Raw genomic sequence first — 23747 nt, forward strand, 5'->3', positions numbered from 1 at the left:
GAGTACGAAAAAAATTGCTGGCTTGAGGGGTGACGATCCGGCTTGTGACGAGCTGCGTCATACACACCCCGCGCATGCCGTCACGACGACCAGATCTTTTCCCCCTGCCCGCCTATGATGAAGGTCAGTTATTACAGGCAGATGTGTGTCAAGCAGCCAGCAACTAGTACTTTCGGACTATTCACGGACCAGCCCCGCCGATTCCTGCTCGTTATCCGGGTATCCGCGGCCCTGATTTGCCCATACCTGCCATACCGGAGCGCGACTTAAGCAAGGCTTAAGCTGGGCTGAATAAACTGCAAAAAACCTGTTACGGAAAAATCCCATGTCGCGTCGACCTTTCTTTTTTGGCCTTTTTTTCTTGTTGACCGTGGCAAGCCAGCTTCAGGCGCAGGAAAGCCGTCTCACGCTACAGCCGTCCCAACTCAAGTCGCTGGGCATTGAAACGGCCGTCGCCGGCGAGATGCCGGGCGGTCGCAATGGCAGTTTCCCGGCCCAGGTGCGCGTGCCCAATGAACAGATGCGCGTCGTCGCCGCGCCGGTTGGCGGCATGGTTGAAATGCTCGCCGTGGCGCCCGGCGCTACCGTCAAGCGCGGCCAGGTCGTCGCCCATCTGAGCAGCCAGCAAGCCCTTGAACTGCAACGCGATGCGCTGCAGGCCGGCAGCCAGTCCGCCCTGATGCAACAGAACCTGAAGCGCGACGAACAACTCTTTGCCGAAGGCCTGATCGCCGAAAGCCGGCTGCAGGCCTCCCGCGCCGCCGCTGCCCAAGCCGGGGCGCAGGCCAGCGAACGCCGTCAGGGCCTAGCCCTGGCCGGTGGCACGGCGGGCAAGCTGGGCGGCAAACTGGCGCTGACCGCGCCGATCGACGGCGTCGTGCTCGAACAGGGCGCCCAGCTCGGCCAGCGCGTCGAGACCTCGGCGCTGATCTATCGCATCGCCAAACTCAGCCCGCTGTGGCTGGAAATCCAGGCGCCGGTGGCCATCGCCGCCACGCTGCGCGAAGGCAGCGCGGTGAAGATTGCCAACAGCGAGGTGACGGGCAAATTGATCGCTATCGGCCGCGCCGTCGATCCGGCCAGCCAGACCGTGCTGCTCCGCGCCGAAGTCGGCAAGGGTGCCGAGACGCTGCGCCCCGGCCAGGTCATCGAAGTCGAAGTCGCCGCCCCGGCCGGCCAGCAGCAGCGCCTGCCCGCCGCGGCACTGGCCCGCAATGTGGGCAAGACCTTTGCCTTCGTCCAGACTTCCAGTGATGACAAGGGTGTCGTCTTTGAAGCCCGCCCGGTCCGCGTTGTCAGCCAGGGCGGCGACAGCGTCACGGTGGACGGCGTCAAGGCGGGCGAGAAGGTCGCCATCAAGGGCGTCTCCGGCCTCAAGGCCCTGCTCACCGGCGTTGGTGCCGAATAATGTTGGACGCCCTGATCCGTTTTTCGTTGACTCAGCGCCTGCTGGTGCTGGTCCTTACCGTCATGCTCATCGGCGCCGGCGTGCAGGCCTTCCTCGGCCTGCCCATCGACGCCTTTCCCGACGTATCGACGACGCAGGTCAAGATCATCCTGAAAGCCCCCGGCATGACGCCGGAAGAAGTCGAAATGCGCCTCGCCGTGCCGGTCGAGCAGGAACTGCTCGGCATCCCGCACCAGAAGCTGCTGCGCTCGGTGTCCAAGTACGCGCTGACCGACATCACCCTCGATTTCGAGGACGGCACCGACATCTATTGGGCCCGTCAGCAAGTTGGCGAGCGCCTCGCCGCCGCCATGGGCAACCTGCCGCCCGGGGCGACCGGCGGCATGGCGCCGATCACCACGCCGCTCGGCGAAATGTTCATGTTCACCATCGAGGGCGACCTCTCGCTGGCCGACAAACGCGCCCTGCTCGACTGGGTCATCCGCCCGCAACTGCGCACCGTGCCCGGTGTTGCCGATGTAAACAGCCTGGGCGGCGAGGTCCGGACCTTCGAAGTCGTGCCCAATCCGCAAAGTCTGGCCGCCCGCGGTCTGGCCCTCAAGGATCTGCAGGCCGTCCTCGAAGCCAACAACCGCAACGACGGCGCCGGCCGCCTCAACGATGGCGAGGAATCGCTGCTGGTCCGCGCCGAAGGGGCAATTGCTACGGTCGACGACGTCAAATCGATTGTTTTGCAGGCCAAGGACGGCACCGTGGTGCGCATCTCCGACGTCGCTGAAGTCCGCCTCGGCGCCCTGACCCGCTACGGCGCGGTGACCAAGAGCGGCCAGGGCGAGGCGGTGCAGGGCCTGGTCCTCGGACTGCGTGGGGCCAATGCGCAGAGCGTGGTGGCTGGCGTCAAGGCGCGGCTGGCCGAGATCGCGCCAACGCTGCCCGCCGGCGTTACCGTCGAAGCCTTCTACGACCGGAGCAATCTGGTCGGCCGTGCCGTCGGCACCGTCTCGAAGGCGCTGCTCGAAGCCATCGTCCTCGTCGTGCTGCTCCTGCTGGCCTTCCTCGGCAACCTGCGCGCCGCGCTGGTCGTTGCCCTGATGCTGCCGCTGTCGGCGCTCGCCACCTTCATTCTGATGCGCATGTACGGTCTGTCGGCCAACCTCATGAGTCTGGGCGGTCTGGCCATCGCCATCGGCATGCTGGTCGACGCGGCCGTCGTCGTTGTCGAAAACGTTGAAAGCCAACTGGCCGAGGCGCAGGAAAACCTGCCGACGCTGCACCTGATCTACCGGGCGGCGCGCGAAGTCGCCTCGCCGGTGACTTCGGGCATCGTCATCATCATCATCGTCTTCCTGCCGCTGCTCACACTGCAGGGGCTGGAGGGCAAGATGTTTGGGCCGGTGGCGCTGACCATCGTCTTCGCGCTGGCCTCGTCGCTGCTGCTGTCGCTGACCGTCGTGCCGGTGCTCGCCTCCTACCTGATCAAGCGCGGCGTGCATCACGAGCCGTGGCTGGTCAAAAAGCTGGCCGCCCTCTACGACCGCACGCTGAGCACCGCGCTGGCCAACAGCCGCACCTTCATGATCGCCGCGACGATTGCGCTGGCCGCGGCGGCCGGCGCCTTCCTGCTGCTCGGCAAGAGCTTCATGCCGACCATGGACGAAGGCGACATGATCATGCAGCTCGAAAAGCTGCCGTCGATCAGTATCGACCAGACCATCGTCATCGACAGCGCCGTACAGAAGGCGATCCTGGCGCAGGTGCCGGAGATCAAGTCCATCGTCGCCCGGGCCGGTTCGGACGAACTGGGCCTCGACCCGATGGGCCTCAACCAGACCGATACCTTCATGGTCCTCCAGCCGCGAGACACCTGGCGCAACCCTGACCCGGCCTGGCTGGCCGACCAGTTGCGTGCCGTCATGGCCGATTTCCCCGGCATCGGCTTCTCCTTCACGCAACCAATCGACATGCGCGTGTCGGAAATGCTGACCGGCGTGCGCGGCGATCTGGCCATCAAGATTTTCGGGCCTGATCTCGCGACGCTGAACCACCTGTCCAATGAAATCGTCGCGGTGATCAAGAAAGTCCCCGGCGCCGAAGACACCTTTACGCTCAAGAACGACGGCGTGCAGTACCTCAAGATTGCCGTCGACCGCCTGGCCGCCGGCCGCTTCGGCCTCAACGTTGACGACATCCAGAACGACCTCAAATCCCTGCTCGAAGGCCGCAACGTCGGCGTCGTCATCGAACAGGGCCGGCGCGTGCCGGTCGTCCTGCGCGGCCCTGCCAGCCTGCTCAATTCGCCGGCCGATTTCGAAGCCTTGCGCCTAAGCCTGCCGGGCGGCGGTAGCGTGCCGCTGGCCAGCGTTGCCAAAATCGGCCGCATTGACGGCCCGGTCAAGGTCGACCGCGAAAACGCCCAACGCTACGTCGTCGTCCAGTCCAACGTTCGCGACCGCGATCTGGTCGGCTTCGTCGACGATGCCAAGGCCGCCGTTGCCCGTGACATCAAACTGCCGGCCGGCTACCGGCTGGCCTGGGGCGGCCAGTTCGAGAATCAGCAACGGGCAGCCGCCCGTCTCATGGTCGTCGTCCCGGTCGCCCTGGCGCTGATCTTCTTCCTGCTCTTCTCGACCTTCCGCTCGGTGCGCCAGGCCCTGCTCGTTCTCTCCAACGTGCCGTTTGCCATGATCGGCGGCGTTTTCGGCCTGCTCATCTCGGGCGAATACCTGTCGGTGCCAGCCTCGGTCGGCTTCATCGCCCTGCTCGGCATTGCCGTACTCAACGGCGTGGTGATGGTTACCTACTTCAACCAGTTGCTGGCCCGCGGCATGGCGGTCGGCGAAGTCGTCGTCGAAGGCGCCAAACGCCGGCTCCGCCCGGTGCTGATGACCGCCAGCATCGCCGCCTTCGGCCTCGTGCCGATGCTCTTCGCCACCGGCCCCGGCTCGGAAGTGCAACGTCCGCTGGCCATCGTCGTCATCGGCGGCCTGCTCACCTCGACGGCGCTGACCCTCGTCCTGCTGCCCATCCTGTTCCGCCGCTTCGGCGTCAAAACCACCGTCTCCTTTACCGAGGGCCACCGCCATGGCTGATGTCCTGCTTTCGCTCACCATGCCCAACGATGTTGCCCAGCACGTCGAGGATCTCCTGCTCTCCCGCCCAGATCTCGTCCGCGGCTTCACCGCCACGATGGCTGAAGGTCACGGCGCCGTCGTCCCCCTGGTCGAACCGGCAGAGTTGGTCAGCGGCCACTCGCCGCGCCTGCAGATTCGCCTGGCCGGAACGGAAGAAGCCATGCGCGCAGTGCTGGCTCTGATCAAGACCGAGCTGCCGAGAGCCAATATTTTCTTCTGGCTGGTGCCAATCATCGAGATGGGGCGTTTATGAATTTCGATTTTGCCCATTTTTTCCGGTTGACCGTGGCAATCGGCATCGCCGGCACCAGCGGCATCGGTGGCACCGGTTTCGCTGCCGAAACGATGCCCAACTTGCCACCAACCGAAGTCGTCACCCGTGTCCTGCAGACCAACCTGTCGGTACAGGCCGCCGCCGGCCAGGTGCGCGTTGAGGAAGCCAACCGCAGCCGTCTGGAAGCCGGGCAGTACGAATGGAACGTCCGCCTCGGCGGCCAGCAGCGCCGGAGCAAGCCGGCGACCGGCACCGATGAGCGTTTCAACGAATGGAATGCCGCCATCGAGCGCCCGCTGCGCCTGCCCGGCAAGGGCAGGCTCGATGGTGAACTCGGCGCGGCCGGCGTGGCCCTGGCCGAAACGGCGCACGGCGATGCCCTGCACGAAGCCAGCCGCAACCTCCTCAAATCGTGGTTCACCTGGCTCAAGGAAAGCGCCTCCGCGGCGCAATGGGCCGAACAATTGGTCCTGCTCGACAAGCAGGCCAAAGCCATCCAGCGCCGTCAGCAACTTGGCGACGCCGCCCGTCTGGAGTCCATCCAGGCCGCAGCCGCCCTGGCCCAGGCCGAAGCCGCATTGGCTCAGGCCAAAGTGCGCCAGCAAACAGCCGGCGAAGACCTGCGCCGCCGCTACCCGGGCCTGCCGCTTGTTGCCGAGAACACGATTGCCGAGCCGACGCCCATCGACGGCAATGAAACCGACTGGATCAACGCCATCCTCGAACACAGCCACGAACTCGACCTCGCCCGCGGCGAAACCCAGCGCGCCCAGATCGTCGCCGGCCGCGCCAGCCGCGACCGGATGCCCGACCCGACCGTCGGCCTGCATGTCTCCCGCGAACGGGCCGGCGAGGACCAGATTTTCGGCGCCTACATCAGCATTCCGCTGCCCGGCGGCGCTCGCCGTGCCAGCTCCGATGCGGCGCTGGCCCAGGCCGATGTGGCCGGTCGGCGTGAAGCATTCACGACGCAAAAAATCACCGCCGAATCGGCCATGCTCTACCAGTCGGCCAACGCCGCCTTTTCGACTTGGCAGGCCAGCCGCAGCGCCGCCGAACGCCTGGTCCAGGCAGCCGACATGACCGCCCGCGCCTACCAGCTCGGCGAAGGCAGCCTCAACGACCTGCTCACCGCCCGCCGACTGGCCAACGAAGCCCAGCTATCGGCCCGCCTGATCCAGCTCGAAGCCCTTGAGTTGCGCTACCGCCTGCTACTCGACGCTCACCGGCTGTGGGTCATGGAAGAAGAAAAGCACGCCGGCGACTGAGCCTTTCCCGGCGCCAGCGACGTATCATGGCCAGACCCCACTCCGGATGAGGCCACACCATGATCCAGAATCTGCGCCAGCTTGCCAGCCTGTTCTGCGGGCTTGTCGCCATCGCCCTGGCGACGCCGGCCACCGCATGGGAACTGAGCGGCAGCAAGCTCGTCAAGCTGCACACCCGGGACGGCCAGTCGATAGCGATTGGCCATGTAGACTTCACGCCCGAGGGGGAACAAAGCAGCTTCAAGCTCCATCTCGACCACGCCAAACTCAAGGATTTCTTCCTCTCCATGAAGGAATTCAAATGTCTGGAAGGCGAGGAAATCCATTGCCACGTGCCCTATCCCTACGCCAATCCGGGCACCGTGAGCCGCAATGACCTGCGCTGGCTGGAGCATTCGCTGCTGTTTCTCTACAAGCAGCCCAAGGATTTCGGCGCCCGGCTGTGGAATGGCCTTTACTACGAGATGGTGCTGACTGAAAAAGGCATCGTCGGCACGCCGCAAGCCGTCGATCTCGTCCAGATCGGCGCCCCGCCGGCTGACACCTCGATCCCGCCTTACGGTCCGGGTGACCGCAGCGACATACCGCCGGACTCGCGCTGGATACGCAGCCTGAGCATCGAGTAGGGCGACCTCAATCCAGAGCGGAAACGCTCAGTTATCGACCTTCTGCCAGCCTTTCGCCTGCATGCAGGCGTGCATCCGGCGCACGCTGGCGTTGGTAACCACGCCGTCGGCTGTGGTGTAGACCTGCTGCTTGCAGAAAATTTCGTCGCGCGTGTAGTCGCCGTCGAGCGCCCCGCGTTTTTCCCAGTGCCACGACGAACAGCCCGCCAGGCCAATGAAGGCAATCATCAGTAATTTCATGGCGCAAATTTTACGCTGTTCGCTTCAGTGCGCCTTGCCAGCACCGCGCTACCACTTATTCAAAAACAACTTTTAATTTGCCATTTATTCTATAGAATAAACACAAGACCATCAGGAAACGCCATCATGCCGACCGCCTTGCAAGCCCATCCGCTCTCCGACCGTTCCCGCGTTCTGTCGACGGCCGTGGCTGAAGCCGCCAGACGCCTCGGGCTGGGTTCCACCGATCTCAACGCCATCATCGGCACGAGCCAGCCTTCGGCCTCGCGCCTGCTCAACGGCAAATACTTCATCCCGGAAGGCAGCAAGACCTGGGAGCTGTCGGCCCATTTTGTCCGCCTCTACCGCTCGATATCCTCGCTGGTTGGCGGCAACGACGATCTGGCCCGGAGCTGGCTCAAGTCCGGCAATCAGGCTTTCGACAACCGCCACCCGCTGGAAGTCGTCAAACGCGTCGAGGGGCTGCTCCATGTCTGCGAATACCTGGACGCCCACCGCGCTCGCGTCTGAAGCCCGGCCCTGGTCGGGCAAGGGCTGGCGCGCCGTCGAGGCACTGCACCGGGTGGCGACGATGACGCTGGTGCACGGCGATCTCGGCGACCAGTCGCTGCTAGAAGATATTCTCGAAGAATCAAAGCCCGTCCTGCCGCGTGAAGCGAACGGCTTGCACTGGCTGCTCGCCACCCCCTTCCGCTACTGGCCGAAACCGCCATCCGGCTCGCGTTTCCGGGCACGAACCGATCCCGGCGTGTTCTACGGCACCGACGAGGAAAAAACCGCCTGCGCCGAATGCGGCTACTGGCGCCTGCGCTTCTGGCTGGACAGCGAAGGCCTAGCCGGGCGCGAAGCGTCGATCCCGATCACGCTTTTCGAATTCCACGGCGCCACACCGCACATGCTCGACCTGACCGAGCCGCCACTCGTCGCCGACCATGCCAACTGGACCGATCCGGTCGACTACGGCGCCACCCAGACAATCGCCGGCACCGCCCGCGTAGCCGGCATCCAACTGATCCGCTACCAGTCGGTGCGCCACCCCGAAGGCAACTGCCTGGCCATCCTGATGCCACAGGTATTCAAGGGCGTCGATGAAGCATTCCGTAACGTCCAGCATGGCTGGACACTGTGGATCAAACCGCCCGGCCTGACCGTCTGGCAGCGCGAACTGACCCCGGAAAGCCACGTTTTTCGCTTCGTTTGATCAGCGAATTCGTCGCCGGATATTTGCCCAAAAAAATCCTTCCATACAGGGAACCAGCGGGCGGCCCCACACTCAAAGCAATGCCGGCCTATGCCATTCGACTTTATCTGCCGGCAATCTGGCACTCAATGACGAATGGCTACCACTCTTGAACAGGGGATGACATCGATGATCTACAAAGGTAGCTGTCACTGCGGCAAGGTTGCGTTCGAACTGGAAGGTGATATCGCCGGTGCCGTTGCCTGCAATTGCTCGATCTGTTCGCGCAAGGGTTCACTGCTCTGGTTCCTGCCGCGCGAGAAACTGATCTTGTTGACACCGGAAGACGCGGCCAGCACCTACACCTTCAACAAGCATGTGATCCAGCACCGTTTCTGCCCGACCTGCGGCATTCATCCCTATGCAGAAGGCGTCGATCCCAAGGGCAGGAACATGGCAGCGATCAATCTGCGCTGTGTCGAAGGTCTCGATCTGACATCCATTCCGGTCACTGAATTCGACGGTCGATCTATATAAATACGGAGGTAATCATGAACAATCCGGTAGGCTGGTTTGAAATTTACATCCAGGAAATGGAGCGCGCGAAAGCCTTCTATCAGGCGGTTTTCGACGTTGAACTGACCCGTCTGGAAAGCCCGCCGGACATCGAAATGTGGGCCTTCCCGATGCAACCGGCTGGCTATGGCGCGCCCGGCGCCCTGGTCAAAATGGAGGGATGCGGCGCCGGTGACAACAGCGTCCTGGTTTATTTCAGCTGTGCTGATTGCGCCGTTCAGGCGGCAAAAGCGGTCAAGGCCGGTGGAAAAATCCACAAGGAGAAAATGGCCATCGGCCAATACGGCCATATCGCGCTGGTTGTCGACACGGAAGGGACGATGATCGGCCTGCATTCGATGCAATAAGCAATCCGCAGGCTTTCAATTTTGGCGGTTTTTTACGGTTGACCGTGGAAACCTGGCTTTCCGGCTAGCTTACTCACCCACCACATCAGCGCCGGCTGGCGGGGTAAACTTGAAGGTGCTGGCGGGCAAAGCGGGGTTGCGTTCGATCTTGTTGAAGCGAATGTGCGTCGTCTGGCCAAAGCTGTCCTGCAATTCCATGGCCCTGAGGTCGTTGCCGGCAAAACCGAGGCGAACCGCCTCGAAACCGCTGTCACCAGCCTTCGGGATGGCTTCGACCCAGACCATACCTTCGGCTTCGCCGGCTTCCTTGAGCATGAAGTTCTTTTCCAGCTCGTTGCTGCCGGAGAGCAGCGCCGCTGGCGAGCCGCCGATGGCCTGGCCGGCCTTGCGCACGGTGACCTGTTGCAGATCCGGATCGTGAATCCAGACTTTTTCGCCGTCGCCAACGACCAGTTGCGGATAAGGCTTGAGGATTTCCCAGCGCAGCTTGCCGGGCCGCGAGATAGCGACCGTTCCTGACGACTGTTGTGGCTTGCGGCCATTCTTGCCGATGACCATCTGCGAGAAATCGGCTTTCAGCGTGCGCGTGCTTTTCAGGAAATCATGCAACTGATCGACCGCGCCAGCGTGGGCCAGCAGCGGGAACAAGGCCAACGCTACGGTCAACCGGAATTTTTGGGCAAATTTCATATTTGAAGCTTAGCGGGTTGGCGCGGGCCGTGCTGTTTCAGGGTGTAACAAATTGCAGGAGAAAATCACTCCGCCGGCTTTTTCATGAGTACTTCGCGCCCGCCACGACCATCCATGGTCGACACCAGCCCGGCCTTCTCCATCGCCTCGATCAAGCGGGCAGAACGGTTGTAGCCAATGCGCAGGTGGCGCTGGACCAGCGAAATCGAGGCGCGCTGGTTCTTGAGCACGATATCGACGGCCTGATCATAGAGCGGGTCGCTCTCGGCATCGCCGCTCTCACCGCCTTCGCCACCGCCCTCTTCGTCATCGCCGCCGGAACCGTTGAGGATGTCCTCGATGTACTCCGGCGCACCGGTTGATTTCAGGTGCTCGACGACGCGATGCACTTCGTCATCGGAGACGAAGGCGCCATGAACGCGCGTCGGATAGCCGGTGCCCGGCGCGAGGTAAAGCATGTCGCCCTGGCCGAGCAGCGCTTCGGCACCCATCTGGTCGAGAATGGTCCGCGAGTCGATCTTGCTCGACACCTGGAAGGACAGGCGGGTCGGGATATTGGCCTTGATCAGGCCGGTGATCACGTCCACGCTTGGCCGCTGCGTCGCCAGCACGAGGTGAATACCGGAAGCCCGCGCCTTCTGGGCCAGGCGGGCGATCTGCTCCTCGACTTTCTTGCCGACGACCATCATGAGGTCGGCCAGTTCGTCGATGATGACGACGATGAAGGGCATGGTCTTCAGCGGCTCCGGCGTTTCCGGCGTCAAGGTCAGCGGGTTCGGAATGTGTTCGCCGCGCTTCTCGGCGTCGCGGATCTTGGTGTTGAGACCAGCGATGTTGCGCACGCCCATCGCCGACATGAGCTTGTAGCGCTTTTCCATCTCGGTGACACACCAGTGCAGCGCGTTGGCCGCCTGCTTCATGTCGGTGACGACCGGTGCCAAGAGGTGCGGGATGCCTTCGTAGATCGACAGTTCGAGCATCTTGGGGTCGACCATGATGAGGCGAACCTGATCCGGCTCGGCCTTGTAGAGCATCGACAAAATCATCGCATTGACGCCGACCGACTTGCCCGAGCCGGTCGTCCCGGCCACCAGCAAATGTGGCGTCTTGGCCAGGTCGGCGACCACCGGCAGGCCGCCGATGTCCTTGCCGAGGCAAACAGTCAGCGGGCTGGTCATGTCGTTGTACGGCTTGCTCGAGATGATCTCCGAGAGCTTCACCATCTGCCGCTTGGGGTTGGGCAATTCAAGCGCCATGCACGACTTGCCGGGCACCGTTTCGACGACGCGAATGGAAACCATGGCCAGCGCACGGGCCAGATCACGGGCCAGATTGACAATCTGGGCACCCTTGACGCCGATCGCCGGCTCGATTTCATAGCGCGTGATGACCGGGCCGGGCATGGCGGCCAACACTTTGACCTGGACTCCGAAGTCGGCCAGCTTGCGCTCAATCAGGCGCGAGGTGTATTCCAGCGTTTCGGCACTGACCGTCTCGGTGGCCGGCGGTGCCGGATCGAGCAGGTGCAGCGGCGGCAGTTGCCCGCCAAAGATGGCTTCCGGGAACAGCGCCACCTGCTTTTCGCGCTCAATGCGGGCTTCGGCCTTTTTCGACACCGGCACATCAGGCGACGGTGTTTCGATGATGATCGGATCGTGCAATTCGACGCGCTGTTTTTCTTCCTTGACGACGACTTCGCGCTTCTGCGCGACTTCCTTGCCGATCTGCCGGTCGCGCCAAGCATCGACGCGTCCGTAAAAAAAGCCGAGAAAAGTTTCGAGAAAGACGCCAAGTTGCTCGAAGGCCCAGACCCAGGACATACCGGAAAATATGCTCCAGCCGGCCGCCATGACGGCGAGCAGGGATAGCGTCGCCCCGGTATAGCCCAACTGGGTGGATAGCAGGCGGCCAAGCTCTATGCCGAGCATGCCGCCCGGCGCCAGCGGCAATGCCGCCTTCAGCGAATAAAAACGCAGCGCCTCAAGCGATGAACTGGCTACCAGCAGGAAGGAAAACCCACCCAGCGCAATGAACAGCGGATGCTGCTTATGGTCTTCGGGCGAGTGATATTTGCGGAAGCCCCACCAGACAAACATGCCGAGCAGAACAATCCACCACCAGGCAGACAGCCCGAAAATGTAAAGCATCAGATCGGCGATCCACGCCCCGGCCCGACCAGCCGGATTGTGCAAGGTAGCCGAGCCGACGGCATGCGACCAGCCCGGGTCCTCCTTGCTGAATCCCCACAGCGCCATGATCAGGAACAAGGCGACAGCGCCAACCCCCAACCAGCGCGATTCCTGCAGCAGTGTGCCGATCTTTTCCGGCAGCGGGCTAGGCGCCGCGGCCCGATTCACCATCCGAGCACCCACCGTCAGGCGACTCCGGGAATGACCAGAATGTCATTCTCATAACGGATGTAACCGCTCAATTCCAGATCGCGCATGACCTTGCTGACCATCTCGCGCGACGCACCAATCATTTTCGCCATATCCTGCTTCGACATCTTTTTCTTCACCACACGATTGCCGTCCACAATCTCCGACATATCGAGCAGGAGACGGGCTACACGGCCATAAACGTCCAGCAGGGCAAGGCTTTCGATCTTGCGATCGGCCTCGCGCAAACGCAGGACAAGAATCTTCATCAACTTCTGGGCGACCTGGAAATTGTCCTGCATGCAGCGCTGCAGCGAATCCTTGTCGAGAAACAGCAACTCGCAGGCTTCGGCGGCGACGACGTTGGCCGACCGCGGACTGCCGTCGATCAGGCCCATTTCGCCGAAGAACTCGCCGGGGCCCAGCCAGGCGAGAATGATCTCGCGTCCTTCTTCGTCGGTATTCGTCACCTTCGCCCGACCGCTGATCAGGACATATAGGGAATCCGTGCTGTCGCCGGCCCGCACGACGGAAGCACCGCGTTCGACACGCTTGCGACCGGCAACTCTGGAGAGTTTTTCCAGTTCATGCTCGTCCAGCCCGGAAAACAAGGGGACATTGCGCAAGACTACCAAGCTCAAACCACATGGGGTTGCTGACATAAATCAGTTTCCGTTCATAGAGTTACGAAATGATTATAAACCGCTTTCCCAAATTACATAGGAACTTCGAAAAAATTGCAGGCTCAGAGAACGCTATAATTTTCCCATTAATCACCCAAGAGGATGACCATGTCCCAAAACGCCCGTCACAACCCGCTCATCATTCTCGGCTCCGGCCCTGCCGGCTACACCGCCGCCGTCTACGCCGCCCGCGCCAACCTCAAGCCGGTGCTGATCACCGGCATGGCCCAGGGCGGCCAGCTCATGACGACGACTGACGTCGACAACTGGCCGGCCGATGCCGACGGTGTCCAGGGCCCCGACCTCATGGCCCGTTTCGAAGCTCACGCCCGCCGCTTTGAGACTGACATCGTCTTCGACCACATTCATACCGCCAAACTGACCGAAAAGCCTTTCACGCTGATCGGCGACTCCGGCACCTACACCTGCGATGCGCTGATCATCGCCACCGGTGCTTCAGCCATGTACTTGGGCCTGCCCTCCGAGGAAAAGTTCGCCGGCAAGGGCGTTTCGGCCTGCGCCACCTGCGACGGCTTCTTCTACCGCAACAAGCCGGTCGCCGTCGTCGGCGGCGGCGATACGGCCGTCGAGGAGGCACTCTACTTGGCCAATATTGCCAGCCATGTGACACTGATCCACCGCCGCGACAAATTCCGCGCCGAAAAAATCATGCAGGACAAGCTGTTCGAAAAGGAAAAGGCCGGCAAGATCACCATCCTTTACAACAACGCGGTAGACGAGGTGCTTGGCGACGACTCAGGCGTCACCGGCCTCCGCATCAAAAACACGCAAAGCGGCGCCACGCAGAACCTCGAGGTGCACGGTGTATTCATCGCCATCGGCCACAAACCGAACACCGACATGTTCGCCGGCCAGCTCAAAATGGATGGCGGCTATCTGATCACCGAGGCTGGCCTCAAGGGCAATGCAACGCAGACCAGCATCCCGGGCGTTTTCGCCGCTGGCGACGTCGCCGACCAGATCTACAAGCAGGCCTGCATCTCGGCCGGCACCGGCTGCATGGCGGCGCTCGACGCCGAGCGTTACCTCGACGCGCTCGCCTGAATTTGATCGATCCGGAAGACCTTGCTGCCTTCCAGGCGGAAGTGGCTGACATCAAGCCACTGCCGCCGGTCAATCGCGTTCAGCTGACCAAGCCGAAGCGGCCAGTTCCACCCCGGCCGCAGGCCGATCAGAAAGCCCCGGCAGAACGCAAGAAGCCGCGCCAGGAGGCCCTGCCGGCACACTGGGCTGTCCCGTCCAAGGCACCTGAAACCACCCCGCTCCCACCAGAGCAGGCGGTATTCCGCGCCGCCATGGCCGGTGTCCAGCAACTACCCCCGCCCAATCTCGTTGAGCACGGCAAACGGCCACCGCCGCCCCGCCCGCTCCAGCATCTTGCCGACGAACAGGCCGCCCTTCATGAAAGCCTGCACGGCTTTATCAGCCTGCAGGACCGCCTGGAAGGCGGTGACGAACTGCATTATTTGCGCACCGGACTGGCCCAGAACGTTCTGCGCGACTTGCGCCGAGGACGCTGGGTGATCCAGGATGAAATCGACCTGCATGGCCTGAATCGGGATGAAGCGCGGCATCTGCTCGCCGGCTTTCTGGCTGAATGCCTGCATCACGGCAAGCGTTGCGTCCGGGTCGTGCATGGCAAGGGCCTGGGTTCGCCGCAAAAAACCTCGATCTTGCGCCAGCTCGTGCGCGGCTGGCTGTCCCAACGGCAGGAAGTGCTGGCCTATTGCCAGGCCAAGCCGCCCGATGGCGGCGAAGGCGCGCTAATCGTTCTGCTGCGCAACCAGAAATAACGAAGGGCAGCCGAAGCTGCCCTTTTCATTTTTTGCCGTTTTTTCGGGTTCACCGTGGAATTCAGTTCCCCGGCAGAAGCGACTCGATCAGATCGCCGCTTCGTTGGTTTCGCCGGTACGAATGCGCACCACCTGTTCAACCGAGGTAACGAAAATTTTGCCATCGCCGATCTTGCCGGTACGCGCAGCCTTGATGATGGCCTCGATGGCCGGCTCGACATTGTCGGAATTGACGACGATCTCTATCTTGATCTTGGGCAGGAAATCGACCACGTATTCGGCGCCACGATACAACTCGGTATGCCCCTTCTGGCGACCGAAACCCTTGACCTCAGTGACGGTCAGGCCGGCTATACCGATTTCGGACAGGGCCTCGCGCACTTCGTCGAGCTTGAACGGTTTAATGACAGCTTCGATTTTTTTCATGGGCTGATTCCTCTTTGCAGGTTCTTAAAATTCGTCTGAATATCGATTGGTAATAGGATACCGCCAATCCTTGCCAAAACCACGCGTCGTTATGCGAATGCCAATCGGCGCCTGGCGGCGCTTGTATTCGGCAATATGAAGCAGACGAACAACCCGCCGCACCGCGTCTTCAGGCAGTCCGGCTGCGATGATTTCGCGCGGGCTGCGGTCTTCTTCCATGTAGGCGCGGACGATGGCATCGAGCACTTCGTACGGTGGCAATGAATCTTGGTCAGTCTGATCGGGTTTCAGTTCCGCCGATGGCGGCCGGACGATGATGTTTTCCGGAATCACCGGGTCGCCCTGGCACAACGTATTACGGTAGCGCGACAGGCGATAGACCAACGTCTTGTAGACGTCCTTGATCACCGCAAAGCCACCGGCCATGTCGCCGTACAGCGTGCAATAGCCAACCGCCATTTCCGACTTGTTGCCGGTGGTCAGGACCAGCGACCCCGTCTTGTTGGAGATGGCCATCAGGATATTGCCGCGAATGCGCGCCTGGATGTTCTCTTCGGTCGTATCGGCCGGCAGGCCGACGAACAAGGGGTCGAGCATGCTGCCGTAGACCTCCATCGCCGGCGCAATGGCAATCTCGTCGTAGCGCACGCCGAGAACGCGGATCATCTCGCGTGAATCATCGAGGCTCATCTGCGCCGTATAGGGTGACGGCATCATGACCGCCCGCACCTTGTCGGCACCCAGCGCATCGACGGCGACACAGAGCGTTAGCGCCGAGTCGATACCGCCGGACAGGCCGATGATGGCACCCTTGAACCCGGTCTTGCCGATATAGTCACGGACGCCTAGCACCAGCGCCTGGTAGGCTTCGGCCTCGATCGACAACTCTTCGGCCAGCTGTTCGGAATAGAGGTGGCCGGCATCGAAATCAACGATGCCCAGCGCTTCCTCGAACGAGGGCAAGCGCATGCAGCATTTTTTCCGGGCATCGAGCGCGAACGAAGCGCCATCGAAGACCAGCTCATCCTGGCCGCCGACCAGATTGCAGTAAATGGCCGGAATGCCCGTGGCGTCGATGCGGTCGCCAAGCACCTGGGCGCGCTGCTGATGTTTTTCGAGATGGCAGGGCGAGGCGTTGAGGACGAGCAGCAGTTCAGCACCCGCCTTGCTCGCCAGTTCGGCCGCCCCCTCTTCCCAGATATCGGCACAGATATTGATGCCGCAACGGACGCCACCGAGGGTGACGACACAGGCTTCAGCACCCGGCTCGAAATAGCGTCTTTCGTCAAAAACTTCGTAATTCGGCAGGCGAATCTTGCGGTAAACCGCAATTTTCCGACCATTTTCAATGACCGTCGCCGCGTTGAAGCAATGGCCCTCGTGTTCGGCTGGATGGCCGACGATAACGGCGATGCCATCGATCCGGCTGGCCAGATCATCAAGCGCCCGATTGCAGGCCCGGTAAAAATCCGGGCGCAGCAACAGGTCTTCGGGCGGGTAGCCGCATAACGCCAATTCAGGCGTCAGCAGCACCTGGGCGCCGCGGGCTTTCGCCTCGACGGCGCACTGGATGATGCGTTCGACGTTGCCCGTCAGGTCACCGACGGTGGCGTTGAACTGGGCAACGGCGATACGCAGCATGACGTGCTTAGTAAGCCGGCTTGTCTTTCGCGTCGTTGTAACGCTGAATGCCGGTCAAAATCTCATTACGGGCTGCATCAATGCCTTCCCAGCCATTGACCTTGACCCACTTGCCCGGCTCGAGATCCTTGTAGTGCTCGAAGAAGTGCGCGATCTGCTTGCGCAGCAGTTCCGGCATGTCTTCGTAGGTCTGGACGTCCTTGTAGAGCGGGGTCAGCTTGTCGACCGGCACGGCCAGCAGCTTGGCATCCTCGCCACCTTCGTCAGTCATCGACAACTGACCAAGCGGGCGGCAACGCACGACAACGCCCGGCGGCAGGGAAAACGGGCTGACGACCAGCACATCGACCGGATCGCCGTCGCCAGCGATGGTGTGCGGAATGTAGCCGTAGTTGCAGGGATAGTGCATCGAGGTCGACATGAAACGATCGACGAAAATCGCGCCGCTTTCCTTGTCGACTTCGTATTTGACAGGATCGGAATGGGCCGTGATTTCGATGATGACATTGAAATCGTTGGGCAGGGACTTGCCGGAGGGGACGTTGTTAAGAGCCATCGTTATCTCTCTGCGGTTGGGTTTGAGAACTTGTAATTATAACGTCGAGGCGGCGCTTATTTACTGCCAGGCGGCGAGAAACTCTTGCCAGTGCGGGGCGCCGATTTTGCCAAGCTGGGCCTTGACGAAATCGCATTCGGCCAGTTCTTCGGCGGCGGTCAGCTCGCCGCGCATGCGGCGGAAGCGGTTATAGACCAGGTAGGTATTGATGACATCAGTTTCACAGTAATCGCGAATCTCGGCGCTCTTGCCAGCCTGCCAGGCCTCCCAGACCTTCCCGCCATCCATGCCGAGCTTGCCAGGGAAACCATAGAGCTTGGCCAGATCATCGAGCGGCGCGTTGGCGCGGGCGTTGTAGAGTGCCAGCAGATCCATAAGATCGAGATGACGCATGTGATAGCGGCTGATGTAGTTGTTCCACTTAAAATCACGCGAGTCGGCGTAGTCGCCATCGCCAAGATCCCAGTAACGCGGCGCCGCCACACCATGCAACATGCCGCGATAGTGCAGCACCGGCAGGTCGAAACCACTGCCGTTCCACGAAACAATCTGCGGCGTGAATTTCTCGATACCGTCGAAGAAACGCTGGATGATGGCGCCTTCGTTGAGGTCCGGCTCGGACAGCGACCAAACTTTCAGTCCCTCGCTGGTACGCAGAACACAGGAAATAGTAACGATGCGCTGCAGGTGCAATTGCAGAAAATCGTGGCCCGTCTTGGCGCGCCGCTGCTGGAAAGCGAGCTCGGCCACTTCATCGTCGGAAAGCCCGGCAGGCAGGTCGTTCAGCCGGCGCAGGCCGGCGACATCCGGAATGGTCTCAATATCAAAGACGAGAACAGGCTTCATGCCGGAAAAACGCCAGTCGACAGGTAGCGGTCACCACGGTCGCAAACAATGGTGACGATCACGGCATTTTCCAGCTCCTGCGACAGGCGCAAGGCCACCGCCAAGGCGCCGCCAGAGGAAATGCCGGCAAAGATGCCCTCTTCCATCGCCAGTCGGCGCGTCATGGCCTCGGCATCGGCCTGACTGACGCTTTCTACACGGTCAACCCGATTTTTATCGAAAATTTTAGGCAGGTAGGCTTCCGGCCATTTGCGGATGCCGGGTATCTGGCTGCCATCTTCGGGCTGGCAACCGACAATCTGGATGTCCGGATTCTGCGTCTTTAGGAAGGCCGAGGTGCCCATGATGGTACCGGTCGTCCCCATGCTGGAAACGAAATGCGTGATCTTGCCATCGGTGTCGCGCCAGATTTCCGGGCCGGTGCCCTCAATATGGGCGAGCGGATTATCCGGGTTGCCAAACTGGTCGAGGATGATGCCCTTGCCTTCGTCGCGCATTTTTTCGGCCACATCGCGGCACAGCTCCATGCCGCCGTCTTTCGGCGTCAGCACCAGTTCGGCGCCGTAAGCGCGCATGCTCTGCCGGCGTTCGATGCTCTGGTTCTCGGGCATGACCAAAATCATCTTGTAGCCCTTGATGGCAGCAGCCATGGCCAGCGCGATGCCGGTGTTGCCGGAAGTCGCCTCGATCAGCGTGTCACCCGGCTTGATGTCTCCACGCGCTTCGGCATGGACAATCATCGACAGCGCCGGACGGTCCTTGACCGAGCCGGCCGGGTTGTTGCCTTCGAGCTTGGCGAGAATGACGTTGCCGCGCCGGTCGTTGTCGGCCCCCGGAATGCGCACCAGGCGAACCAGCGGCGTGTTTCCAACAAAATCCTGCAGGGTTTTATACATTTTTATGGAGCCACTCGATGTATTGGGAGACGCCCTCCTCAACCGTGGCCATCGGTGCAGCGTAGCCGGCGTCGCGCAGGCGCGTCAGATCGGCCTGGGTGAATGCCTGATACTTGCCTTTCAGCGCCTCGGGGAAGGCGACGTATTCGAGCAAGCCCTGTGCCCGCAGTTCGTCGAGACCCAACGGCGCTTCGCTTTTTGCCTTCCGGCAGCCGTTGACCGCAGCAACCGCCACATCGTTGAAACTCTGCGCCCGACCGGAGCCGAGATTGAAGATGCCGGATTTTTCCGGGTGATCAAGGAAGTACAGATTGACCTTGGCAACATCGCCGACAAAGACGAAATCGCGCTGCTGGCCGCCGTTCTCGTAGCCGTGCGAACCTTCGAACAGCTTGACCTTGCCATCGGCCTTGAACTGGTTGTAGTTGTGGAAGGCGACGGAGGCCATGCGCCCCTTGTGCGTTTCGCGCGGACCATAGACGTTGAAGTAGCGGAAGCCGACGATCTGCGAAGATGGGTCCTGCGCCAGCTTCTGGCGAACGATCTGGTCGAACAGGAACTTCGAGTAGCCGTAAACGTTGAGCGGCCCTTCGTATTGGCGCTCTTCCTTGAAAACATTGCTGGCGCCGTAGGTGGCGGCGCTGGAGGCATAGAGGAACTGAACATCCTGATCGAGACACCAGTCGAGCAAAATGGATGAATAACGGAAGTTGTTTTCCATCATGTAGCGACCATCGGTTTCCATGGTGTCTGAACAGGCACCCTCGTGGAAAATGGCATCGATCTCGCCATCGAAATGGCCGGCCTGAATGCGTGCGATGAAATCGTTCTTGTCGATGTAATCGGCAATTTCGCAATCGATCAGGTTCTTGAACTTGTCAGCCTTGGTCAGATTGTCGACCGCGATGATCTTCGTTACGCCCCGCTCGTTGAGCGCCTTGACGATATTGGAACCAATGAATCCGGCAGCGCCGGTAACGACTGTGTACATGATTATTCCTTACAGGGCTGCGGCAAGTTCTTCACGGCTGACAACGGCGGTACCAAGTTTGCCGACGACGATGCCGGCGGCGATGTTGGCGACACGAATGGCTTCGGCCCAATCGGCGCCAGCGGCGATCATGACGGCCAGCGTGGCAATCACGGTGTCCCCTGCACCGGAGACATCGAAAACTTCGCGCGCCAGGGCCGGCTGATGGTGGATTTCATCGGCAAAAAGGGTCATCCCCTCTTCGCTACGGGTAACCAGCAAGGCTTCGAGACCAAGCTCGCCGCGCAACTTGCGCGCCTTGGCAGCCAGTTCGTCATCAGAGGACCAGCGTCCGACAACCTCTTTCAATTCGGAACGGTTGGGCGTAATCACGGTAGCACCTGAGTACTTGCCCCACTCATCGCCCTTGGGATCGACGAGGACCGGCTTGTCGTGGGAACGGGCGATGCGGATCATTTCGGCGATATGCGTCAGCCCGCCCTTGCCGTAGTCGGAAAGGACAACAACATCGGACTGGACAACCCGGGTTTCAAAATCAGCCAGCTTGGCCTGCAGCACTTCGTGCGAAGGCGTCGTCTCGAAGTCGATACGTAACAGTTGCTGCTGGCGCCCGATGACGCGCAACTTCACTGTAGTGTCGATTTCGCGGTCAACGTGCAAATTAGCATCAATTTGACCTTCTTCGAGCAGGCGCCCCAGCGTACGCCCCGCTTCGTCGTCACCAACCACCGACAGCAAGGCCGAAACCGCACCGAGCGAAGCGGCGTTGCGGGCGACGTTGGCCGCGCCGCCTAGCCGCTCTTCCATGCGCTGGACCTTGACCACCGGCACCGGCGCTTCCGGAGAAATTCGGCTGACCTCGCCAAACCAGTAACGATCCAGCATGACGTCGCCAACAACCAGCAGGCGAACCTGCGAAATCTTTTCCAGCATGCTGCTGCTCATTGATCAGCGTCCGATTGCGAAATACTCGATGCCTGTAGCACGCACGAATTTCGGGTCATACAGGTTACGGCCGTCGAAGATCACCGGGCTCCTGAGCGTTGCCTTGATGGCCTCAAAATCCGGACTACGGAATTCCTTCCATTCTGTAACGATCAGCAGCGCATCCGCGTTGTTGAGAGCCCCCATCGGGTTTTCAGCGTATTGCAGACGGCTGTCATCACCGTAGATGCGCTGAGTTTCATGTATGGCAACAGGATCGTAGGCCGTCACGGTGGCGCCGGCGGAGAACAGGTCGGCAATCAGTTCACGGCTGGGCGCTTCGCGCATGTCGTCGGTATTCGGCTTGAAGGCCAGGCCCCACAGAGCGAAATGCTTGCCCTTGAGGTCGCCAAAACGGGCCTTGAGCTTGCGGGTCAGCACGTGCTTCTGGGCATCATTGGCTTCCTCGACGGCGGTCAGCACCTTGAGGGTGATGTCGGCGTCGTCCTTGGCCGTCGCGATGAGTGCCTTGACGTCCTTGGGGAAACAGGAGCCACCATAGCCGCAGCCCGGATAGAGAAAGTGGTAGCCAATGCGCGGATCAGAGCCAATGCCCTGACGAACCATTTCAATATCGGCGCCAAGCACTTCAGCCAGATTGGCCAGTTCGTTCATGAAACTAATGCGCGTTGCCAGCATGGCGTTGGCGGCGTACTTGGTCAGTTCGGCGCTCTTCACATCGGTAATGATCAAACGTTCGTGATTACGCTGGAAGGGTGCGTAAAGGGCACGCATGAGGTGAATGGCCTGCTCTTCTTCGGCCCCGACGACGATGCGGTCAGGACGCATGAAGTCTTCGACGGCCGCGCCTTCCTTGAGGAATTCCGGATTGGAGACAACGCTGTAGGGAATTTCGACACCGCGTTTGGCGAGTTCGTCCGCGATGGCGGCCTTGACCTTGGCACCGGTACCCACCGGCACGGTGCTCTTGTCGACGATGACCTTGTAGTCAGTCATCAAACGGCCGACATTGCGGGCCGCACCGAGAACGTACTGAAGATCGGCCGAACCGTCTTCATCAGGCGGCGTACCAACCGCGATGAACTGGATCGTGCCGTGCAATACCGCTTTTTCAACGTCGGTGGTGAAGTGCAGACGGCCCGCGGCGACATTGCGGCGAACCATCTCCTGCAAACCGGGTTCGAAGATGGGGATACCACCTTCTTCGAGAATACGAATTTTCTCGGGATCGACGTCCAGACAAAGGACGTCATTACCCACTTCAGCCAGACAGGTGCCACTGACCAGACCGACATAGCCGGTGCCGACAACGGTGATTTTCATAAGGCTTCCTACAAGGATTGATCGAATTCTTCACTGCGACGCGGCGGGTAGGTTTCCCAACCACCACAAGCCGGACAACGCCAATAAAATTGGCGGGCTCTGAAACCGCAATTATCGCATCGATAGCGCGACAGACGTTTCGTATAGGTCTGGATAATGGTTCGCGCCAATTCGACATCCGGACGAACCTCCGGCGCCACTAACGGCAAACGCGCACTCATCAGTTTTTCCAGGCCAAGCAAGGTGGGATTACGCTGCAATTCGGCGCGCACCAGGCGATAGGACGCCTCGACACCTTCACTCTCAAGGACCAGTTGATAGACCACTTCGAGCAAATCGAGGGAGGGGTAACGCTCGAGATAACCACTCAACAGTGCGATACCCTCAGCAGGCCGTTCCAGCTTGCGGTAAGCGTCCAGGAGTCGTTGGGCAACCAGCGCCATATACGCCGGATCCTGCTGTTCAATACGCTGCCACGCTTCAATAGCGCCATTGAGATCCGCCTCCTGAATCAAAAGATCCCCTTGCAACAGGCTGGCCCGAACACACTTTCTGTTCTCCTGGGTAGCCACCTCCAGGTATTCACGTGCGGACTCCGGACGGGAGCGCATGATTTCATTGGCGGCCAACTCGCAGTAGTACTCGGCGATATCGCGATGCGAGGCGACATCCGGGAGTTCACGAGCAATTTCGACGGCCTTCAGCCACTCTTTCTCGACCTGATAGATCTCCAGAAGATTGCGCTTGGCCTCTTCCTCAAAGTCGGTTCCCAGCAATTTATTGAAAATTTCTTCAGCCCGATCGAGCAGTCCCGCCTTCAGGTAGTCCTGCCCGAGCTCGGACAGCGCCTGCAAACGGACCTTGTCGTCAAGGTCAGGCAAGTCGATGAGGTTCTGGTGCATGCGTATGGCACGCTCCGTTTCGCCACGCCGGCGAAACAGGTTACCGAGCGCAAAATGCAGCTCAACGGTCTGCGAATCGACTTTGGCAACCTCGAGAAATGAGTCGATTGCCTTGTCCGGCTGCTCATTGAGCAGGAAATTCAAGCCCTGGAAATAGGAACGAGGCAGGGTACGCGACTCATGCACGACCTGCTGCATGTCTACGCGGGCAGCGATCCAGCCCAGAGCAAAAAAGGCCGGTATTAGCAGCAGTTGCCAGTATTCGAATAATTCATTCATGCGTTTGGCGGCACTTCCGAAGTAAGCGAAGCTGGCTTTTCCACAGCCTCACGTTTCAGGCGCGAGATTTCCCGACGCTGCCGGAAAATAACGCCAAGCAGCGACAGCGCGCCAAGTATCACGCCACCAATAAAGAAGGCCAGCAAGGCGATCACCAAGGGCGTCTGCCAGACTGTTCCTGGTAGAAGGCGAAGGCTTGCCGGATCGGTGTTCTGGGTCGCGAATACAACCAGAAAGACAAAAATAATGGCCCGTATGGCCCAAGTCAGTGCTGTCATGACATTCAATAAAAAAGGGCAGTGAAATCATTCACTGCCCTGAATCTAC

At 60.8% G+C, this 23747-nt stretch carries 25 protein-coding genes; 11 read left to right on the plus strand and 14 right to left on the minus strand.

Going from position 1 to position 23747, the window contains the following annotated elements; genetic code table 11:
* The first annotated feature begins 325 nt into the window (after positions 1-325).
* The 5 genes from WBK19_RS03715 to WBK19_RS03735 are packed head-to-tail and all read left to right on the plus strand — an operon-like array spanning position 326 to position 6707.
* The gene (locus tag WBK19_RS03715; RefSeq protein ID WP_511287057.1) at positions 326-1408 is read left to right on the plus strand and encodes an efflux RND transporter periplasmic adaptor subunit; all 1083 of its coding nucleotides are present in this window, start codon (positions 326-328) and stop codon (positions 1406-1408) included.
* Positions 1408-4497, plus strand: a complete 3090-nt coding sequence (locus WBK19_RS03720) for an efflux RND transporter permease subunit (protein WP_511287059.1) — start codon at positions 1408-1410, stop codon at positions 4495-4497. Before WBK19_RS03715 ends, WBK19_RS03720 begins: the two co-directional genes overlap by 1 nt.
* On the plus strand, positions 4490-4792 hold the full coding sequence (locus WBK19_RS03725) for a DUF3240 family protein (RefSeq protein ID WP_511287061.1): 303 nt from the start codon (positions 4490-4492) through the stop codon (positions 4790-4792). Before WBK19_RS03720 ends, WBK19_RS03725 begins: the two co-directional genes overlap by 8 nt.
* On the plus strand, positions 4789-6081 hold the full coding sequence (locus WBK19_RS03730) for a TolC family protein (RefSeq protein ID WP_511287063.1): 1293 nt from the start codon (positions 4789-4791) through the stop codon (positions 6079-6081). The genes WBK19_RS03725 and WBK19_RS03730 overlap by 4 nt, the downstream gene beginning before the upstream one ends.
* A 59-nt stretch (positions 6082-6140) precedes the next feature.
* Positions 6141-6707, plus strand: coding sequence for a hypothetical protein (locus WBK19_RS03735; protein ID WP_511287065.1), 567 nt, complete (start codon positions 6141-6143; stop codon positions 6705-6707).
* Positions 6708-6734: 27 nt separating this feature from the next.
* On the opposite strand, the gene WBK19_RS03740 is transcribed toward WBK19_RS03735, so the two are convergent.
* On the minus strand, positions 6735-6935 hold the full coding sequence (locus tag WBK19_RS03740) for a hypothetical protein (RefSeq protein ID WP_511287067.1): 201 nt from the start codon (positions 6933-6935) through the stop codon (positions 6735-6737).
* Positions 6936-7073: 138 nt separating this feature from the next.
* Between WBK19_RS03740 and WBK19_RS03745 the strand changes: the two genes are divergently transcribed.
* From WBK19_RS03745 to WBK19_RS03760, 4 genes are all read left to right on the plus strand, one after another.
* Entirely contained in the window at positions 7074-7457 is a 384-nt protein-coding gene (locus WBK19_RS03745; protein WP_511287069.1) for an antitoxin Xre/MbcA/ParS toxin-binding domain-containing protein, read from the plus strand.
* Positions 7417-8148 (plus strand): RES family NAD+ phosphorylase, encoded by a 732-nt coding sequence (locus tag WBK19_RS03750; RefSeq protein ID WP_511287071.1) that lies wholly within the window; start codon positions 7417-7419, stop codon positions 8146-8148. The genes WBK19_RS03745 and WBK19_RS03750 overlap by 41 nt, the downstream gene beginning before the upstream one ends.
* Before the next feature lie 135 nt (positions 8149-8283).
* On the plus strand, positions 8284-8664 hold the full coding sequence (locus WBK19_RS03755) for a GFA family protein (RefSeq protein WP_511287073.1): 381 nt from the start codon (positions 8284-8286) through the stop codon (positions 8662-8664).
* Positions 8665-8678: 14 nt separating this feature from the next.
* A complete protein-coding gene (locus tag WBK19_RS03760; RefSeq protein WP_511287075.1) occupies positions 8679-9050 on the plus strand; it encodes a VOC family protein in 372 nt (123 codons plus the stop codon).
* Between the two features lie 69 nt (positions 9051-9119).
* On the opposite strand, the gene lolA is transcribed toward WBK19_RS03760, so the two are convergent.
* The 3 genes from lolA to WBK19_RS03775 form a co-directional block, all read right to left on the minus strand.
* Complete coding sequence (lolA, locus tag WBK19_RS03765; RefSeq protein ID WP_511287077.1) at positions 9120-9740, minus strand: outer membrane lipoprotein periplasmic chaperone LolA; 621 nt, start codon at positions 9738-9740, stop codon at positions 9120-9122.
* Positions 9741-9805: 65 nt separating this feature from the next.
* Positions 9806-12100, minus strand: a complete 2295-nt coding sequence (locus WBK19_RS03770; RefSeq protein WP_511287079.1) for a DNA translocase FtsK — start codon at positions 12098-12100, stop codon at positions 9806-9808.
* A 14-nt stretch (positions 12101-12114) separates the two neighbouring features.
* Positions 12115-12780 carry a Crp/Fnr family transcriptional regulator gene (locus tag WBK19_RS03775; protein ID WP_494650220.1) on the minus strand — a complete coding sequence of 222 codons (666 nt, stop codon included), beginning with the start codon at positions 12778-12780 and terminating at the stop codon, positions 12115-12117.
* A gap of 129 nt (positions 12781-12909) precedes the next feature.
* Between WBK19_RS03775 and trxB the strand changes: the two genes are divergently transcribed.
* Both trxB and WBK19_RS03785 read left to right on the plus strand, forming a co-directional pair.
* Positions 12910-13866 (plus strand): thioredoxin-disulfide reductase, encoded by a 957-nt coding sequence (gene trxB / locus WBK19_RS03780; protein ID WP_511287081.1) that lies wholly within the window; start codon positions 12910-12912, stop codon positions 13864-13866.
* A 2-nt stretch (positions 13867-13868) separates the two neighbouring features.
* Positions 13869-14615, plus strand: coding sequence for a Smr/MutS family protein (locus WBK19_RS03785; RefSeq protein WP_511287083.1), 747 nt, complete (start codon positions 13869-13871; stop codon positions 14613-14615).
* Positions 14616-14702: 87 nt separating this feature from the next.
* Here WBK19_RS03785 and WBK19_RS03790 read toward each other — a convergent pair whose 3' ends face one another.
* Genes WBK19_RS03790 through WBK19_RS03835 form a run of 10 tightly spaced genes read right to left on the minus strand, consistent with a single transcriptional unit; the run spans position 14703 to position 23698 of the window.
* Positions 14703-15041 carry a P-II family nitrogen regulator gene (locus WBK19_RS03790; RefSeq protein ID WP_494650217.1) on the minus strand — a complete coding sequence of 113 codons (339 nt, stop codon included), beginning with the start codon at positions 15039-15041 and terminating at the stop codon, positions 14703-14705.
* Positions 15042-15065: 24 nt separating this feature from the next.
* On the minus strand, positions 15066-16682 hold the full coding sequence (locus tag WBK19_RS03795) for an NAD+ synthase (RefSeq protein WP_511287085.1): 1617 nt from the start codon (positions 16680-16682) through the stop codon (positions 15066-15068).
* 7 nt (positions 16683-16689) lie between these two features.
* Positions 16690-17238: an inorganic diphosphatase gene (gene ppa / locus WBK19_RS03800; RefSeq protein WP_511287087.1), complete on the minus strand. Its 549-nt coding sequence runs from the start codon at positions 17236-17238 to the stop codon at positions 16690-16692.
* 60 nt (positions 17239-17298) lie between these two features.
* Entirely contained in the window at positions 17299-18084 is a 786-nt protein-coding gene (locus tag WBK19_RS03805; RefSeq protein ID WP_511287089.1) for a 3'-5' exonuclease, read from the minus strand.
* Positions 18081-18980: a cysteine synthase CysM gene (gene cysM, locus WBK19_RS03810; RefSeq protein WP_511287091.1), complete on the minus strand. Its 900-nt coding sequence runs from the start codon at positions 18978-18980 to the stop codon at positions 18081-18083. Before cysM ends, WBK19_RS03805 begins: the two co-directional genes overlap by 4 nt.
* Entirely contained in the window at positions 18973-19971 is a 999-nt protein-coding gene (gene rfaD / locus WBK19_RS03815) for an ADP-glyceromanno-heptose 6-epimerase (RefSeq protein WP_511287093.1), read from the minus strand. Before rfaD ends, cysM begins: the two co-directional genes overlap by 8 nt.
* Positions 19972-19980: 9 nt before the next feature.
* Positions 19981-20916, minus strand: a complete 936-nt coding sequence (gene rfaE1, locus WBK19_RS03820) for a D-glycero-beta-D-manno-heptose-7-phosphate kinase (protein ID WP_511287095.1) — start codon at positions 20914-20916, stop codon at positions 19981-19983.
* Positions 20917-20919: 3 nt separating this feature from the next.
* Entirely contained in the window at positions 20920-22239 is a 1320-nt protein-coding gene (locus tag WBK19_RS03825; protein ID WP_511287097.1) for a UDP-glucose dehydrogenase family protein, read from the minus strand.
* Between the two features lie 8 nt (positions 22240-22247).
* A complete protein-coding gene (gene lapB, locus WBK19_RS03830) occupies positions 22248-23420 on the minus strand; it encodes a lipopolysaccharide assembly protein LapB (protein ID WP_511287099.1) in 1173 nt (390 codons plus the stop codon).
* Positions 23417-23698: a LapA family protein gene (locus WBK19_RS03835; protein ID WP_511287101.1), complete on the minus strand. Its 282-nt coding sequence runs from the start codon at positions 23696-23698 to the stop codon at positions 23417-23419. Before WBK19_RS03835 ends, lapB begins: the two co-directional genes overlap by 4 nt.
* Positions 23699-23747: the final 49 nt, after the last annotated feature.

Origin of the sequence: Azonexus sp., from assembly GCF_049652925.1 — a bacterium.
GTDB lineage: Bacteria > Pseudomonadota > Gammaproteobacteria > Burkholderiales > Rhodocyclaceae > Azonexus.